16 protein-coding genes and 1 tRNA gene are annotated in these 15,063 nt (G+C 69.7%); 5 read left to right on the forward strand and 12 right to left on the reverse strand.

The window, feature by feature from the left end:
- Positions 1-33 precede the first annotated feature (33 nt).
- Positions 34-390, reverse strand: coding sequence for a pseudoazurin (locus tag VIL67_RS10255; RefSeq protein WP_332048783.1), 357 nt, complete (start codon positions 388-390; stop codon positions 34-36).
- Between the two features lie 193 nt (positions 391-583).
- Positions 584-1,075 carry a hemerythrin domain-containing protein gene (locus VIL67_RS10260; RefSeq protein WP_332048784.1) on the reverse strand — a complete coding sequence of 164 codons (492 nt, stop codon included), beginning with the start codon at positions 1,073-1,075 and terminating at the stop codon, positions 584-586.
- Between the two features lie 117 nt (positions 1,076-1,192).
- Between VIL67_RS10260 and VIL67_RS10265 the strand changes: the two genes are divergently transcribed.
- Positions 1,193-3,436, forward strand: a complete 2,244-nt coding sequence (locus VIL67_RS10265; RefSeq protein WP_332048785.1) for an adenosylcobalamin-dependent ribonucleoside-diphosphate reductase — start codon at positions 1,193-1,195, stop codon at positions 3,434-3,436.
- Between the two features lie 66 nt (positions 3,437-3,502).
- Here the strand turns inward: VIL67_RS10265 and VIL67_RS10270 are convergent, their stop codons facing one another.
- Both VIL67_RS10270 and nirK read right to left on the reverse strand, forming a co-directional pair.
- Entirely contained in the window at positions 3,503-4,696 is a 1,194-nt protein-coding gene (locus VIL67_RS10270) for an alginate export family protein (protein WP_332048786.1), read from the reverse strand.
- A 67-nt stretch (positions 4,697-4,763) separates the two neighbouring features.
- Positions 4,764-5,798, reverse strand: coding sequence for a copper-containing nitrite reductase (gene nirK / locus VIL67_RS10275; RefSeq protein ID WP_332048787.1), 1,035 nt, complete (start codon positions 5,796-5,798; stop codon positions 4,764-4,766).
- 321 nt (positions 5,799-6,119) lie between these two features.
- Between nirK and VIL67_RS10280 the strand changes: the two genes are divergently transcribed.
- Positions 6,120-6,566 (forward strand): DUF411 domain-containing protein, encoded by a 447-nt coding sequence (locus VIL67_RS10280; RefSeq protein ID WP_332048788.1) that lies wholly within the window; start codon positions 6,120-6,122, stop codon positions 6,564-6,566.
- 14 nt (positions 6,567-6,580) lie between these two features.
- Here the strand turns inward: VIL67_RS10280 and VIL67_RS10285 are convergent.
- Positions 6,581-6,666 (reverse strand) — tRNA-Leu (locus tag VIL67_RS10285).
- Positions 6,667-6,798: 132 nt separating this feature from the next.
- On the opposite strand from VIL67_RS10285, the gene VIL67_RS10290 reads away from it, so the two are divergent.
- From VIL67_RS10290 to VIL67_RS10300, 3 genes are all read left to right on the forward strand, one after another.
- Positions 6,799-7,131 carry a FeoA family protein gene (locus VIL67_RS10290; RefSeq protein WP_332048789.1) on the forward strand — a complete coding sequence of 111 codons (333 nt, stop codon included), beginning with the start codon at positions 6,799-6,801 and terminating at the stop codon, positions 7,129-7,131.
- A complete protein-coding gene (gene feoB, locus VIL67_RS10295) occupies positions 7,128-8,999 on the forward strand; it encodes a ferrous iron transporter B (RefSeq protein ID WP_332048790.1) in 1,872 nt (623 codons plus the stop codon). Before VIL67_RS10290 ends, feoB begins: the two co-directional genes overlap by 4 nt.
- A gap of 210 nt (positions 9,000-9,209) precedes the next feature.
- Positions 9,210-9,530 (forward strand): hypothetical protein, encoded by a 321-nt coding sequence (locus VIL67_RS10300; RefSeq protein WP_332048791.1) that lies wholly within the window; start codon positions 9,210-9,212, stop codon positions 9,528-9,530.
- A gap of 7 nt (positions 9,531-9,537) precedes the next feature.
- Here VIL67_RS10300 and VIL67_RS10305 read toward each other — a convergent pair whose 3' ends face one another.
- Genes VIL67_RS10305 through hppD form a run of 7 tightly spaced genes read right to left on the reverse strand, consistent with a single transcriptional unit; the run spans position 9,538 to position 15,008 of the window.
- Positions 9,538-10,035 carry a MarR family winged helix-turn-helix transcriptional regulator gene (locus tag VIL67_RS10305; protein WP_332048792.1) on the reverse strand — a complete coding sequence of 166 codons (498 nt, stop codon included), beginning with the start codon at positions 10,033-10,035 and terminating at the stop codon, positions 9,538-9,540.
- Positions 10,032-11,036: a fumarylacetoacetate hydrolase family protein gene (locus VIL67_RS10310; protein ID WP_332048793.1), complete on the reverse strand. Its 1,005-nt coding sequence runs from the start codon at positions 11,034-11,036 to the stop codon at positions 10,032-10,034. The genes VIL67_RS10305 and VIL67_RS10310 overlap by 4 nt, the downstream gene beginning before the upstream one ends.
- A 14-nt stretch (positions 11,037-11,050) precedes the next feature.
- Entirely contained in the window at positions 11,051-11,329 is a 279-nt protein-coding gene (locus tag VIL67_RS10315) for a hypothetical protein (protein WP_332048794.1), read from the reverse strand.
- On the reverse strand, positions 11,326-11,697 hold the full coding sequence (locus tag VIL67_RS10320) for a cupin domain-containing protein (RefSeq protein ID WP_332048795.1): 372 nt from the start codon (positions 11,695-11,697) through the stop codon (positions 11,326-11,328). The genes VIL67_RS10315 and VIL67_RS10320 overlap by 4 nt, the downstream gene beginning before the upstream one ends.
- Positions 11,694-12,827, reverse strand: a complete 1,134-nt coding sequence (locus VIL67_RS10325) for a homogentisate 1,2-dioxygenase (RefSeq protein WP_332048796.1) — start codon at positions 12,825-12,827, stop codon at positions 11,694-11,696. Before VIL67_RS10325 ends, VIL67_RS10320 begins: the two co-directional genes overlap by 4 nt.
- A 1-nt stretch (position 12,828) precedes the next feature.
- The gene (locus VIL67_RS10330) at positions 12,829-13,908 is read right to left on the reverse strand and encodes an isoaspartyl peptidase/L-asparaginase family protein (protein WP_332048797.1); all 1,080 of its coding nucleotides are present in this window, start codon (positions 13,906-13,908) and stop codon (positions 12,829-12,831) included.
- On the reverse strand, positions 13,908-15,008 hold the full coding sequence (gene hppD, locus VIL67_RS10335; protein ID WP_332048798.1) for a 4-hydroxyphenylpyruvate dioxygenase: 1,101 nt from the start codon (positions 15,006-15,008) through the stop codon (positions 13,908-13,910). Before hppD ends, VIL67_RS10330 begins: the two co-directional genes overlap by 1 nt.
- Positions 15,009-15,063 lie beyond the last annotated feature (55 nt).

A 15,063-nucleotide genomic window follows, 5' to 3' on the forward strand; every position in this document is an offset into this window, starting at 1 on the left:
CGCGCCCTTCTGGTTTCGGCCTTCACCGTCGCCTTATCTGATGGCGGCGAAGCTCTGGGTCAGGCGCTTCTTGGCCATGGGCGGCGCCTTGGTGGCGGCGGCCTCGGCGGCGGCCAGGTTCGGGCCCTCGCCGACCTTGGCCACAAAGGCCATCCCGAAGCCCCAGTGCGGGGTGCACTTGAAGCCGTAGACGCCGGGCTTGGCGAACTTCACCACGATCTCCTGGCTGAGCGGGCTCTTCACCAGCTCGGCGCCCGGAGGCAGCATGTCCTTGATCGTTTCGACGTTGTGACCCTTGTCGGTCGGGATGAACCGGACGGTGTCGCCGGGCTTCAACTTGGCCTGGGCGGGCTCGAACACCATCGCGCCTTGCGCACCCTTGTTGAGCATCTTGACTTGGATCTCGGCGGCCCCGGCTTGACCGGCGGCAGCCAGAAGTCCGGCAACGGCGCCGGCAGCCAGGAAAGTCTTGAGCATTGTCTTACCCTTGAGGTCATCTATGGCGGCTCGACCGCCTTACTTGAGTAACCTACCGCCGGTCTGGGGCGCCGACTTTGCGCCAGCACAAATTCCGCGGTTTTCTTCAGGCGAACCGCGGAAAAAGCACGCGCTCCTCAAGCTGAACATGCTCGCGCAGCTCGCGATCGAACTTGCGGCACACGTCGTAGAGCCGCCGCCAGGTGGCGCAGGCGCCTTCGGGCGGGGTGTAGTCGCGGGTGAGCCGCACCAGTTGCTCCAGCCGCACCTGCACGGTGTCGTGGTCCGTGCCGAGCGCGGCGATCGGGTAGCGCAGGGTCTCGCCCCGGCCGCAGAGAATCACCGGGAACAGCACCGACTCCTCTCGCGCCTGATGGCCGCGAAGGTCTTCCAGCAGGTCAGCGATCTGCTCGGGCAGGCGCGCCGGCAGGTCGGGCGAATCGGCGTGGCGCGCGCTCACCGCCTGCGCGAGCTCCAGAGCGGTCATCAGGTCCCGCACGTGGGCGTCATGGTACTGCATGATGATGCGGATCAGGCTCTCGTCGTCGAGCTCGCGGGCTCGCGAGAGCTCGAGGGGTGGCAGGTCTAGAGTGGGCATGGGCACCTCGGCTGGCTGCGACGAATCTAGCCACCGGTCGGCGCGCGCATCTTTGGCGGCCGACAACTTCAGCTCTCCGGGAATCGAACACCGTCGCGGCCTTCAAGGAGGCAAGACATGGCGTTCGACAATCCGCTCGCGGCCGAGATCTGGTCGGGCAAGTACCGTTTCACCCCCACCGACGGGGCGGGCGACCAGACGGTTGAGGCGACATGGGCGCGGGTGGCGGACGCCATAGCCCAGGCCGAGGCGCCGAAGGCGCGGCGCGCCTGGCGCGAGCGGTTCCTCGACGCGCTCGAAGACTTTCAGTTCCTTCCCGCGGGACGGATCCTCGCCGGGGCCGGCACGGCCCGCACCGTCACCCTGTTCAACTGCTTCGTCATGGGCGCGATCCCCGACGACCTGGAAGGCATCTTCCGGCACGTCCAGGAGGCGGCGGTCACCATGCAGCAGGGCGGCGGCGTCGGAATGGACTTCTCCACCATCCGCCCGGCCGGCGCGCCGGTGCGCGGGGTCGGCGCCGACGCGTCTGGGCCGCTCAGCTTCATGGACGTGTGGGATTCGATGTGCCGCACCATCCTGTCCGCGGGCCAGCGGCGCGGCGCGATGATGGGCTGCCTGCGTATCGACCACCCGGACATCGAGGCCTTCATCGACGCCAAGCGCGACGGGGCGAGGCTGCGGAACTTCAACCTGTCCGTCCTGGTGACCGACGAGTTCCTGGAGACCCTCGAGCGCGGCGGCGACTGGCCGCTGGTCTTCGAAGGCGACGTCTACCGGACGGTCCCCGCCGCGGACCTGTGGCGGCGCCTGATGCAGGCCACCTACGATTGCGGGGAGCCGGGCGTGATCTTCCTCGACCGCGTGAACGCCCGGAACAACCTCGGCCACTGCGAGACGATCACCGCGTCGAATCCGTGCGGCGAGCAGATGCTGCCGCCCTATGGCGCCTGCCTGCTGGGTTCGCTCAACCTGGCCCGCCTCGTGCCCTCGCCCTTCGAGGCCGGCGCAGCCCTGGACGAGGAGCGGCTGGCGCAGCTGACCCGCACGGCGGTGCGCTTCCTGGACAATGTGATCGACATCTCGCGCTACCCGCTGGCGGCGCAGGAGGCGGAAGCCAAGGCCAAGCGCCGCATCGGCCTGGGCGTCACGGGCCTGGCCGACGCGCTGATCTTCTGCGGCGTCCCCTACGGAGGACCGGAGGCCGCGGGGCTCACCGCGCGCTGGCTTGAGGTGATCAAGCGCGAGGCCTACCGCGCCTCGGCCGAGCTCGCCGGCGAAAAGGGCGCCTTCCCGCTCTACGACCCGGTGATGCTGGATGCGCCGAACCTGCGGAGCCTGGACGAGGAGACCCGCGCCCTGATCGCCCGCCACGGGCTGCGGAACGGCTGCCTGACCTCCATCGCCCCCACCGGCACCACCTCGCTGCTGGCGGGGAACGTGTCGTCCGGGATCGAGCCGGTGTTCGCCTTCGCCTACACCCGCAAGGTCCGGCAGCCGGACGGATCGCACCGCGAGGAGCCGGTGGAGGACTATGCGCTGACCGTCTGGAAACGGCTGCACGGCGCGGCCGAACCGCCGGCCGACGTCTTCGTCACCGCCCAGACGCTGACGCCCGCCGACCACCTGCGCATCCAGGCGGCCGCCCAGGCGCTGGTGGACAGCTCGATCTCGAAAACCGTGAATTGCCCAGAGGACATCGCCTTCGACGCCTTCGCCGACGTCTACCTGGAAGGCTGGCGGCAGGGCTGCAAGGGGCTGACCACCTACCGGCCCAACGCCGTGACCGGGTCGGTGCTGTCGGTGGCGCCGGCCGAGCCCGAGCCGCAGCCGCAGCCGCAGGCGCAGGCCGCGCCGGCCACGCCCGTCCTTTCACCGCGGCCGGAGGCGCTGGAGGGCGCCACCTACAAGATCAGGTGGCCGCATTCGGCGCACGCGGTCTATGTGACCGTGAACGACCAGGGCGAGGGCGGCGAACGGCGGCCGTTCGAGGTGTTCGTGAACTCCAAGAACATGGAGCACTACGCCTGGACCTTGGCCTTGACCCGGATGATCTCGGCGGTGTTCCGCCGGGGCGGCGACGTCTCGTTCGTGGCCGAGGAGCTGAAGGCGGTATTCGACCCGCAGGGCGGCGCCTGGCTCGCCGGCCGCTACGTGCCCTCGCTGCCCGCCGCGATCGGCGGCGTCATCGAGCGGCACCTCGGACGGGCGGCGCCGGTCTGCGAGGCGTTGGAGGAGCCGGCGCCCACCGCAGGCGCCGCGGCGCCGCGGGCGCTCTGCCCCCGCTGCGGCGGCGGCGGCCTGGTGCGCAAGGAGGGCTGCGACACCTGTTTCGACTGCGGCTATTCGAAGTGCGGCTGACCTGAGCGGCGCGCGCAGCGAGAGGCCCGCCGTGATCGGCGGGCCTCTCTCCTTGTGCGGTGGTGGCTAGCGCTTGAGTTCGAGGGTGAGCCAGGTGCGGGTGGCGTCGGGATAGAGCCGGCTGTCGGTCTCGAAGCGGGCGACGCCCGCCTCGACGGAGACGCCCTTGCGCAGCGGCGCCGAGATCGCAGCATCCAGTTCGCGGCCATAGCGCCGGGCCCCGGTGTCGTCACGGAACTCGTGGAGCTCGCCCGAGAGCTTCACTGGCCGCGGGGCGGCGAAGGTCCGCGCTCCGCGCAGGTAGAGGTCGCGCAGGCCGTCCGCCGGGGTGGCCCCGATCACGTCGGACCAGCCCTGGAAGCCGTGCAGGCTGGCGAGCGGCGTCTGGAAGGCGTTTCGGCCGTCGCCGCCCAGCTGCTCGATCCCGAGGCCCGCGCTCCACCGCTCTGCAGCCAGGCCCGCCGCCAGCAGGCCGTAGTCCGCGCGATAGTCCGCGGGGTTGTGGCCGGCGTCGGTCTGGCGGGCGATCTCCGCCTCCCAGCTGAGCGCCAGGCCGTGACGCAGCGGGCGCTTGCCGGCCGCGCGGACCCCCACTGTATTGGACGACTGAGCGGGCGCGTTGCGGAAGTCGAGCTGGTAGGCGTAGGCGGAGAGCCTGGCGTCCTTCCCAGCGGCCAGGTCGGCCTGCAGCAGGTGGCTGTCGCTGCGCCAGGCGCCCTGCGGGTGGTCGCGGCCGGTGGAGCGGCGCACGTCATCGATATAGGCGTAGGTGAGGGACACCGAGGCCGCCGGGGTCCAGGAAACCTTGGCCGCATCGAAGGTCTGCTCGTTCTGACGCCAGCCGCTGTTGCCGACGAAGCGGGCGTTGTTCAGAACCAGGCGCTGGCGTCCGACCACGGCGCTGAACGCGGGGTCCGGCGCCCAGGTCAGCTGGGCGCGGTTGAGCTCGACGATTTCCGGATCCGGAATGACAGCGTCCCACGGCCGCGGCCGAACTCCGTCGGCGTAGTCGTCGACGAGGGCGCCGATCGCCTCGACTTCCGCCAGGGCGGAGAAGCCGGCCACCTTGCGGGTCTCGGCGCCGAGCCGCAGGCGGGCGGTGAGCGCCTCGGCGTCCTTGCCGCCGGCGTCGTAGGTTTCGTGGCGGACCCGCAGGTCGGTCAGCAGGCTGAGGGCCGAGGGTGCGGTCTCCGCGGCGGCCGGGCCGGCCAGGCCGGCGAGCGCCGTGAACGCGAGGAGCGCCCCGCGCAGGGTGGTCATCTCACTTGTCCTTGATCGAGGAAAGAAAAAGGGGAGCGGCGCCGGGCGCCGCTCCCCTGACAGCGCCTCAGTGGCCGCTGTCCTTCTTGCTGTTCGGCGGCGCCTTGAAGATGTCGGGCGCCTCCGGGCCGGTCACGTGCAGGATGCCCGCCCCGCCGCGCTCAACCCGGCTGAGCGCATGGTCCACCAGGATGTAGTTGCCGGGGACCTCGAGCTTGAAGTCCACCACCGTGGCGCCGCCCGGCGCCACCGTGACGGTCTGGATGTCCTTGATTGGCGGGCTGGTCAGCGAGCCCATGTTGTAGACGTTGTCGAAGATCTCGCCGATCACGTGGAAGCTGGAGGTCTTGTTCGGACCGCCGACCCCGAAGTAGATGCGCACCTTCTCGCCCACCTTGGCCTCGAGCTGCTTGGCGCCGGTGAGCGCCTTGTAGGCGCCGTTGAACACGTAGAACTCCGCATCCTCGTCGAGCAGCTTGCCGATGCTCTCGGTCAGCTCGCCCTTCGCGTCATGGTCCTCTTCCGTGTAGATCTCGCCCTGGACGACGTAGAACTCACGATCGACCTTGGGCAGGCCCTCGGCCGGCTCCACCAGGATCGCCCCGTACATGCCGTTGGCGATGTGCTGGGCGACCGTCGGAGCGGCGCAGTGGTAGATGTAGAGGCCCGGCTGCAGGGCCTTGAAGGTGAAGGTCTTGGTCTCCCCCGGATCGGCCAGGGTGGCCGCGGCTCCGCCGCCGGGACCGGTCACGGCGTGGAAGTCCACGTTGTGCATGTTCATGCTGTCGGACGGGTTGTGCAGGGTCACCTCGACCGTGTCGCCGACCCGGACCCGGACCATCGGGCCGGGCAGCTTGCCGTTGAAGGTCCAGTACTTGAAGGTCGCGCCTTCGGCGATCTGGCCGACCACTTCCTGGGTGACCAGGTTCACCTTCACATGCGCGGGCTCGCGGCGGGTGATCGGCGGCGGCAGGTCGGTTGCGGAACGCACGATGTCGGCGACGGCCGGCGTTGGTTGGGGCGCGGCGTCGGCAGCCAGGGCTGCGCTGCCGGCGGCGAGCGCCATCACGGCGGCGGTGGCGAAGAGAGTGAACGCTTTCATCTTGGTCTATCCCCAGGACGCCACGTTGGCGTCCGATGAGGGATGTTTTAGGCGTGTCAGCGAAGTGATCTTTGCGCCAGCGCAATAATCGCGAGAAATTAGTACCGCCGTTGCTTCGCACGCAAAGAAAAACGCCCCGCGGAGACGCGGGGCGCAGTGTGGGAGAGAGTGATCATCCATGTCTCGACGGTGCTTCACCTCTGATCTGCGCCTTTCGGCTGACCATGGGAGAGTCGCACGCCCCGAAACCGCCTTCCTTGCGCTAGAACAAGGTTGGGGCCTCTTTCCCTCGCCACCCTGTGGGTTCACCGGAGCTTTCGCATGTTGACCCGCCGCGCCGCCCTGATCCTCCTCGCCGGTGCGACCGCGCCCGGGCCTGCCCTCGGCGCGGGGCCCGCCGTCGTCGTCTATAAGTCGCCCTCCTGCGGCTGCTGTGGCGGCTGGGTGACCCTGATGCGCCGGGCGGGCTTCACGGCCGAGGTCAGATCAGTGAACGACGTGAGCGCCGTGCTGGCCAGGCAGGGCGTCCCCGAGACGCTGGCCTCGTGCCACGTCTCGACAGTGGCCGGCTACGCCGTGGTGGGCCACGTCCCGCCGCAGGACGTGCGCGCCCTGCTCGCCGAGAAGCCCAAGGCGCTGGGGATCGCCGTGCCGGGCATGCCGGCCGGCTCGCCGGGCATGGAGCAGCCCGACGGCCGTCGGGAGGCCTTCGACACCCTGCTGGTGCTGCCGGGCGGCCGCACCCGCGTCTTCCGGCGCCACGCCTGACGGCGGCGCGCCCGTGGTGCCCCAGGCCGGACTCGAACCAGCACTCCCTCGCGGAAAGCAGATTTTGAGTCTGCCGCGTCTACCATTTCGCCACTGGGGCACAGGGCGGGCGGCGAATGTAGCGATGGGCGGGCGCCGGTCAACGCGGCTTGGCGCACCGGCCGGACCTTCAACATGGACGCCGCCGCGCGTAACTGATAATCGTTCGCAAGAACGACCTCAGGGGCCGCCCATGCACGACATGCTCGCCGATCCGACCGAGGCCCGCACGCTGAGCGGGGCGGACGCCGACGGCCGGCTGGTGCGGCTGGGCGGGCTTCGGCCGGGCGCCAGGGGCGTGATCGTCGACGTGCGGGTGGAGACGGGCGGCGCGGCCCACGGCGTGGCCGAGGCCGAGCTGGAGCGCCGGCTGCTGGAGTTCGGCTTCGTCGAGGGCGCCCGGCTGGAGGTGCTGCACGAGGGCGCCATCCGCCGCGACCCGATCGCGGTGCGCCTGGACGACATGCGCGTGGCGCTCCGCCGCCGCGACGCCGAGGACGTCTGGGTCCTGCTGGAGTCGAAATGAGCCACGGCCTAGCGGCCGCGCGCATCGCGCTGGTCGGCAATCCTAACACCGGCAAGACCGCCCTCTTCAACGCGCTCACCGGCAGCCGCCAGAAGGTGGCCAACTACGCCGGCGTCACCGTCGAGCGGAAGGAAGGCTTCCTGACCACCGCCGAGGGCCGCAGCCTTTCGGTGCTGGACCTGCCGGGCACCTATTCCCTCCGCGCGCGCAGCCCCGACGAGGCGGTCACCCGCGACGCGGTGCTCGGCCGGTTGTCGGGCGAGGTCCCGCCGGACGTGGTGGTGGCGGTGGCCGACGCCACCAACCTGCGCTTGGTGCTGCGGCTGATCCTGGAGCTGAAGGCGGTCGGCCGGCCGATGGTGCTGGCCCTCAACATGTACGACATCGCCCAGCGCCAGGGGCTGCGGATCGACCTTGAGGGCCTGCAGCGCGAGCTGGGCTGCCCGATCGTCACCACCGTGGCCACCCGCAAGCGCGGCGTCGACGAGCTGGTCGCCAAAGTCGACGCCCTGGCCGCGTCCGGCGCCCTGGCCGCCGAGAACACCTGGCGCGAACCCAGCGCCGCCGAGATCCGCCAGGCGCACCGCGAGGCGCAGCGCATCCTCAAGACCTATGTCCGTCCGCCCGAGCGGCCGGACACCCTGACCGGCAAGATCGATGCGGTGCTGCTGCATCCGGTGGCCGGCCTGGCGGTGCTATTCGCCCTGCTGTTCGTGATGTTCCAGGCGGTGTTCAGCTGGGCCGCGCCGCTGCAGGACGGCATCGACGCCGGTTTTGTCTGGCTCGGCGGGCTGATCAGCCAGGGCCTGCCCGACGGTTTGCTGCAGAGCCTGATCGTCGACGGCCTGATCGCCGGCGTCGGCAGCGTGCTGGTCTTCCTGCCGCAGATCCTGATCCTGTTCTTCTTCATCATCCTGCTTGAGGACTTCGGCTACATGGCCCGGGCCGCGTTCCTGATGGACCGGATCATGGGCGGCGCCGGCCTGCACGGGCGCGCCTTCATCCCCCTGCTCTCGAGCTTCGCCTGCGCGATTCCCGGGATCATGGCGGCCCGGGTGATCGACCAGAAGCGGGACCGGATGACCACCATCCTGGTGGCGCCGCTGATGACCTGCTCGGCTCGGATCCCGGTCTACACCCTGATCATCAGCGCCTTCATCCCCGAGCGGTCCGTCGGGCCGGGCCTGAACCTGCAAGGGCTGGTGATGTTCGGCCTGTACGCCGCGGGGATCGTCAGCGCGCTGCTGGTCTCCTTCGTGATCCGCAAGGTGTTCTGGCGCGGCGCGGTCGAGCCGTTCCTGATGGAGCTGCCCACCTACAAGACCCCCAGCGCCGAGAACGTGGCGCGCAACCTGCTGCTGCGGGCGCAGATCTTCCTCGGCAGGGCCGGGCGGATCATCCTGCCGCTGATGATCCTGGTGTGGTTCCTGTCGACCTTCCCCGGCCCGCCGGCAGGCGCCGTCGGCCCGGCCATCGACTACAGCTTCGCCGGCATGATCGGCCACGCGATCCAGCCCCTGTTCGCGCCGGTCGGCTTCAACTGGCAGATGGTGGTGGCGCTGATCCCGGGCTTCGCCGCCCGCGAGGTGGCGGTGGCGGCGCTGGGCACCGTCTATGCGGTGGGCGACGCCGAGGCCAACGTCGGCGCCCTCGCCACCCGCCTGGCCGAGAGCTGGTCGCTCGCCACCGGGCTGTCGTTCCTGGCCTGGTACATCTTCGCGCCGCAGTGCGTGGCGACGCTGGGGGTGGTGAAGCGCGAGACCAACTCCTGGGCGTGGATGGGCGTGATGTTCGGCTACATGCTGGCGCTGGCCTATCTCGCCTCCTTCGCGGTCTACCATGCGGCGGTGGCGCTGGGCTGGGGCTGAGCCGCCCGCCGGTTGGCCCCGATCCTGCAGCGGGCCATGCCAGCCGAGATTGCGTGCGCCGATCCCGTTCCAAAGCGGGAATCCCATGGCCCAGGCGCCGCTCCGGCACACCGGGCGATTCCCGGGATGAAACCAGAGGCTGCGTTAACCACGCATTCGCCTTGCCGTTTAACGGCTGGGTAAATTCCCTCGTGGCACGGTGTCTAGGCCATGGGAAAAGACCTGGAAAACTCCTCCGACACGCGTAGCGGCAAGAAGCCTGTGCGGGGCTCCCAAAACCTCGCCAAGCATGTTCGTGAGGTCCTCCTGATGCTCGGCGGCGAAGCGCACCGGGCACTGGTGATCGAGCAAGTGGCCCGCACCCTGGGCCACGATGTCCGCCAAATTCCCGAGGAGCTGCAGTCGGCCCTCATCCACACGTTCGAAGAGAACTGGCGGGATGAGCGCAGGCGCGCCGCGTACGGCTTCCACCTGCCGTTCGGCGAGGGCTCGCACCGCTGGGGTTGCCGCGACCTCGCCATGATCCACTAGGCCCGGGTCAGGCCAGGCGGGGCGGCTCCGCCTCCCCCGCCAGCTGTCCCGCCGCCGTCTGCAGCCGGCCGAGCAGCCGCTTCAGCAGCGTCACCTCCTCAGGAGCGAGCCCCGCGATCAGGGCGGCCTCATAGGCCAGCGCCAGGGGGGCGATCTCGCCGTGCAGGCTGCGGCCTTCCGCCGTCAGCGCCAGGACGTGGCTGCGGCCATCCTCGGCGTGCTCCGTGCGGTCGACCAGCCGGCGCTTCGCCAGCCCCTGGGCGGCGCGGCTGACCGTCACCTTGTCCATCACCGTGCGGGCGACGATCTGGCCCTGGGTCAGGGCGCCGTCCTCGGCGAGGACGCAGACCAGACGCCACTGGGGAATCGTCAGGCCGAAGCGGTCCTGGTAGGCGCGCGCGATCAGGCCCGACACGGCGTTCGACGCCACCGACAGGCGGTAGGGCAGATAGGCGTCGAGCCGAAGCTCCTGCCCCTCCGCATCCTGCGCCTTGGCGCGGCTCATGCCGGGCGCACCTCCTGTTCAATGGCGCCGAAGAGGGTGTGGCGCCTGGCGTCGCGCATTTCGATCCGCACCACGTCCCCCGGCTTCAGGAACGGCGTCTTCGGCGCGCCCTCGAGCAGGGTCTCCACCGTCCTGAGCTCCGCGAGGCAGGAATAGCCGACGCCGCCCTGGGCGATGGGCTTGCCCGGCCCGCCGTCGGGACCGCGGTTCGACACCGTCCCCGAGCCGATGATCGTGCCCGCCGCGAGGCTGCGGGTCCTCGCCGCATGGGCGATGAGCGTGCCGAAGTCGAAGGTCATGTCCACCCCGGCGTCGGCCTCGCCCAGGGGCTGGCCGTTCAACTCCACCTCCAGCCGGCCCGAGAGCTTGCCATCGGCCCAGCCGGGCAGGCTGTCGGGGGTCACCGCCACCGGCGAGAAGGCCGAGGCGGGCTTGGCCTGGAAGAAGCCGAAGCCCTTGGCGAGCTCGCCCGGGATCAGGTTGCGCAGGGACACGTCGTTGCAGAGCATCACCAGCCGGATGTGCGACAGCGCCTCCTCGCGGCTGACGCCCTGCGGCACGTCGCCGGTGATCACCGCCACCTCAGCCTCCAGGTCGCAGCCCCAGGCCTCATCAGCCAGCGGGATGGGATCGCGCGGCCCAAGGAAGCCGTCCGAGCCGCCCTGGTACATCAGGGGATCGGTCCAGAAGCTCTCCGGCATCTCGGCGCCGCGGGCCTTCCGGACCAGCTCCACGTGATTCACATAGGCCGAGCCGTCGGCCCACTGGTAGGCGCGCGGCAGCGGGCTGGCGGCGGAGTGCTCGTGGAACCGCTCCTTGGGCACGGCGCCATGCTCCAGGCTCTCGGCGATCCCCCGCAGGTCCGGCTCCAGCCGCCACCAGTGGTCCAGGGCGTACTGCAGGGTGGGCGCCACATGGCTCGCGTCGGTGAACCAGGCCAGGTCATTGGACACCACCACCAGACGGCCGTCCCGGCCGCCCTTCAGGGACGCGAGCTTCATCTGTGTTCTCTTCCTTACGCCGTTTCGCGGTGGATGGTGCGCACGAGGCTGACGCCCTCTTCGTAGGCGTGCGGCTCGAACACGGTGACCTCGACCCGGATGTCGCCGCCCGTCTCCTGGTCCCAGAGGTAGCTGCGCTCGAAACAGACGGCGCGGCCGAGGGGCGTGAAGCCCTCGAAGGTGTCCCCCCAGGGGGTGTGGTCGCGCAGCTGTCGCCAGCCGAGGGTGCAGGCGCGCTCGATCTCCTCGCGGGCGGCGGCCTGCAGGTCCTCCTCGAACCGGTCCAGGCTCACACGCGCACGCCGGCCGGCGCCGTGAAGGCCGACGCTTCGGAGTCGCCGGTGTTCACCACCTCTGAAGGCTCGAAGATCATCACGTGCGCCTCCTCGTCGGACGCCGTCCGGTGCTCGACCCCCCTGGGCACGACCACCATCTGCCCGGGCGACAGCTCGACGACACGGTCCCGGAACTCGACCCGGAAGCGGCCCTGGAAGCAGAGGAACATCTCCTCCGCGTCGGGGTGGCTGTGCCAGGGGAAGACGCCCTGGGTCTTCACCAGGCGCACGTCCTGGCCGTTCAGCTGGGCGGCGATCTTCGGCCGCCAGTGGTCCGAGAAGGCTGCGAACTTGGCGGCGAGATCGATGGCTTCCGGGGCGCTCACGGGGTCTTCCAGCTGTCCACGTAGGCTGGATTTTCCACGGAAGCCGCGGCCTCGCCAACCTCCAGCGGATCCCGAGTGTCGATCATCACCGCATATTCGTCGGTGGCGGGCTTGGGCTGCACCAGCATGTTCTTCAGCGCCTTGGGGTGCGGCCCGTGGGTGAAGCCGGAGGGATGGAAAGTCATCATCCCGGCCTCGATGTGGTCGCGGCTGAAGAAGTCGCCGGCGTGGTAGAACAGCACCTCGTCGAAGTCGTCGTTGTTGTGGAAGAACGGCACCTTCAGCGCGCCGGGGTCGGTCTCGAACGGCCTGGGCGTGAAGGTGCAGACCACGAAGCGGTCCGACAGGAACGTCGTGTGGACGCTGGGCGGCAGGTGGTAGCGATGGCTGGCCACCGGGCGGATGTCCTTCACGTTCAGGCGCACCGGCGCAAGCTCGCCGTGCCAGCCGACCGCGTCGAGCGGGTTGTAGGGGTAGGTCACCACCGACACCTCGCCGCGCTTCTTGATCTCCACCCGGAACTCGCCCTCCTGCGCCTGATGGGCCCGGAAGGCGTCGTCGAGGGCGGGCGTCTCCAGGATCGCCGGGTCGAACAGGGCGTGGCCGCCCAGCAGGCCCTTGTCGGGCAGGCCGAAGTGGGTGTTGGTCGCCTGGATCATCAGGACGGCGGTGGGCTCGGCGGGCGCCAGCCGCCACATGGTTCCGCGCGGCAGATAGAGGTAGTCGCCGGGACCGTACGCCAGCCGGCCATAGTCGCAGAAGAGGTCGCCTGTCCCCTGGTGCACGAAGAGCAGCTGGTCGCCGTCGGCGTTGCGGGCCAGCGCCGGCATGGCCTGCGCCAGCTTCCAGAAGCGCACTTCGACAGCGGCGTTGTAGAGCACCTTGCCGGCCGCCCACGGGCTGGGCTCGGCGGCGTTCAGGCGGGCGAGGTCGAACGCGCGCGGGCGCAGGGGCCCCTCGAAGCTGGTCCAGCCGGTGGGCGGGCGGCGATGGTGGATGAAGGCCGCCGGCCCGAAGAAGCCCTCCTTCGAGATCTCCCGCTCATAGGTCCCCTCCGGCAGGTCGGCGTGCGCCTGCCGGGAATGCACCCCTTGCGCGGCGCGGACGGGAATCCAGTTGCGGTTGCCCATGTCAGGGATCGTCCTTGTAGATGCCCACCACCAGCGGCTGGCCGTCGGCGACCTTGGCCCGGTACATGCCGGAGGTGTTGAAGCTCCAGGCCATGTCGCCGTTCGGGGCCACGGCGATGACGCCGCCGTCGCCCTTGAGCGCGGTCAGGTCCTTCTGGATCACCTGGTCGGCGGCGGCCTGCAGGCTCATGCCCTTGTGCTCGACCAGGGCGCAGATCTCGCGGGCGATGGTCAGGCGGATGAAGTACTCGCCGGTCCCGGTGGCCGAGACGGCGCAGGACCGGTTGGAGGCATAGGTGCCGGCCCCGATGATCGGGGCGTCGCCTACACGGCCCCAGCGCTTGCCCGTGGTGCCGCCCGTGGAGGTGCCGGCGGCCACATTGCCTTTGGCGTCCAGGGCGACCACGCCCACGGTGCCGAACTTCTTGTTCACGTCCAGGAGGCTGGCGTTGCGGCCGCCGTCCTCGTCGTGCGCCAGGTCCGCCGTGTCGGCCGAGGCCTTGGGCGCGCCGGCGGGACGCGCCGGGACCGGCAGCCCCTGGCGCTTCAGCTCGCGCTCCAGTCCCTGCCAGCGGCGCTCGGTGAAGAAGAAGCTGGGATCCACCAGCTCCAGGCTCTGGGTCTTGGCGAAGGTCTCCGCGCCCTCGCCGATCAGGAAGACGTGCGGGGACTTCTCCATCACGGCCCGGGCCAGGCTGATTGGGTGGCGAATGGTCGTGACGCCGGCTGCGGCGCCCGCCTTCAGGTTCGATCCGTCCATGATCGAGGCGTCGAGCTCGTTCTTGCCCTCGGCGGTGAAGACCGCGCCCCGCCCGGCGTTGAACAGCGGGTCGTCTTCCAGGAGGTGAATCGACGCCTCGATGGCGTCGAGGGCCGAGCCGCCGCGCTTCAGAACGTCGGCGCCGGCGTTCGCGACCCGGGTCATGGCCTCGCGGTAGGCCTTCTCCTGCTCAGGCTTCAGGTCCTTCCGTTCGATGACGCCGGCGCCGCCGTGCACAACCAGGGCCCACTTGGGACGCGCTTCCGCCGCCGTACTCATCGCCATCACCGCTACCGAAAGAACCAGACCGATCGCCCGCATCACCCCTCCTTGGGCGGAAGCACCCCGCGGCGCATCTGGTCGAGCTCGATGGACTCGAACAGCGCCTTGAAGTTGCCCTCGCCGAAGCCCTCGTTGCCCTTGCGCTGGATCAGCTCGAAGAAGATCGGACCGATCATGTTCTCGGTGAAGATCTGCAGCAGCAGGCCTTGGCCTTCGGTCGGCGCGCCGTCCACGAGAATCCGGTCGGCCTTGAGGCGCTGCAGGTTCTCGCCGTGGCCGGGCACGCGGCCGTCCAGTTGCTCGTAATAGGTCTCCGGGGTGTCCTGGAACTTCACGCCGCGCTCGCGCATGGTCTCCACCGCGTGGAAGATGTCGGCCGTGCCCAGCGCCACGTGCTGGATGCCTTCACCCTTGTAATCCTTGAGGAACTCCTCGATCTGGGAGTGCTCGTCCTGGCTCTCGTTCAGCGGGATGCGGATCTTGCCGCACGGGCTGGTCATGGCCTTGGAGAAGAGGCCCGTCTGGGCGCCTTCGATGTCGAAGTAGCGGATCTCCCGGAAGTTGAAGAGCCGCTCGTAGAACTCGGCCCACTTGGCCATGTTGCCGCGGAAGACGTTGTGGGTGAGGTGGTCGATGTAGGTCAGGCCCACCGAGTTCTTCGCCGCGGCCTCGGCCGCGCCCGGGATTTCCACGAAGTCGATGTCGTAGATCTCCTGCGCCCCGTAGCGATCCACCAAGTAGAGGTTGGTGCCGCCGATCCCCTCGATGGCGGGGATGTTCAGCTCCATGGGCCCGACCGGCCCCTGCACCTGCGTCGCACCGCGTTCGAGCGCCAGCTTCAGCGCCTTGGCGGCGTCCTTGACGCGGAAGGCCATGGCGTTGGCCGACGGCCCGTGCGCCTGGCGGAACTCGGCGGGCTGGCCGGCCGGCTCCATGTTGAGGATGAAGTTGATGTCGCCCTGGCGGAAGCGCAGCACATTCTTCGAGCGGTGCTTCGACACCGCGGTGAAGCCCATCAGCTCGAACAGGCCCTTCAGCCGCTCGGGCTCGGGGGAGGTGAACTCCACGAACTCGAAGCCGTCGGTGCCGAGCGGGTTTTCGAAGAGATCGCGGGTCTCAGCGGGCGTCTGAATGTTCATGGCCAAGCCTCCTGTCGGCCGAGGTCGTATCATCTGAAACGAGTTTGTTCCAGCA

Origin of the sequence: Phenylobacterium sp. (assembly GCF_036563385.1) — a bacterium.
Lineage (GTDB): Bacteria > Pseudomonadota > Alphaproteobacteria > Caulobacterales > Caulobacteraceae > Phenylobacterium.

Excerpts from the sequence above, each read along its gene's own strand:
- VIL67_RS10255 (WP_332048783.1), bottom strand. The coding sequence starts at position 390 with ATGCTCAACAAGGGTGCGCAAGGCGCGATGGTGTTCGAGCCCGCCCAG.
- VIL67_RS10260 (WP_332048784.1), bottom strand. The coding sequence starts at position 1,075 with ATGCCCACTCTAGACCTGCCACCCCTCGAGCTCTCGCGAGCCCGCGAG.
- VIL67_RS10265 (WP_332048785.1), top strand. The coding sequence starts at position 1,193 with ATGGCGTTCGACAATCCGCTCGCGGCCGAGATCTGGTCGGGCAAGTAC.
- VIL67_RS10270 (WP_332048786.1), bottom strand. The coding sequence starts at position 4,696 with ATGACCACCCTGCGCGGGGCGCTCCTCGCGTTCACGGCGCTCGCCGGC.
- nirK (WP_332048787.1), bottom strand. The coding sequence starts at position 5,798 with ATGAAAGCGTTCACTCTCTTCGCCACCGCCGCCGTGATGGCGCTCGCC.
- VIL67_RS10280 (WP_332048788.1), top strand. The coding sequence starts at position 6,120 with ATGTTGACCCGCCGCGCCGCCCTGATCCTCCTCGCCGGTGCGACCGCG.
- VIL67_RS10290 (WP_332048789.1), top strand. The coding sequence starts at position 6,799 with ATGCACGACATGCTCGCCGATCCGACCGAGGCCCGCACGCTGAGCGGG.
- feoB (WP_332048790.1), top strand. The coding sequence starts at position 7,128 with ATGAGCCACGGCCTAGCGGCCGCGCGCATCGCGCTGGTCGGCAATCCT.
- VIL67_RS10300 (WP_332048791.1), top strand. The coding sequence starts at position 9,210 with ATGGGAAAAGACCTGGAAAACTCCTCCGACACGCGTAGCGGCAAGAAG.
- VIL67_RS10305 (WP_332048792.1), bottom strand. The coding sequence starts at position 10,035 with ATGAGCCGCGCCAAGGCGCAGGATGCGGAGGGGCAGGAGCTTCGGCTC.
- VIL67_RS10310 (WP_332048793.1), bottom strand. The coding sequence starts at position 11,036 with ATGAAGCTCGCGTCCCTGAAGGGCGGCCGGGACGGCCGTCTGGTGGTG.
- VIL67_RS10325 (WP_332048796.1), bottom strand. The coding sequence starts at position 12,827 with ATGGGCAACCGCAACTGGATTCCCGTCCGCGCCGCGCAAGGGGTGCAT.
- VIL67_RS10330 (WP_332048797.1), bottom strand. The coding sequence starts at position 13,908 with ATGCGGGCGATCGGTCTGGTTCTTTCGGTAGCGGTGATGGCGATGAGT.
- hppD (WP_332048798.1), bottom strand. The coding sequence starts at position 15,008 with ATGAACATTCAGACGCCCGCTGAGACCCGCGATCTCTTCGAAAACCCG.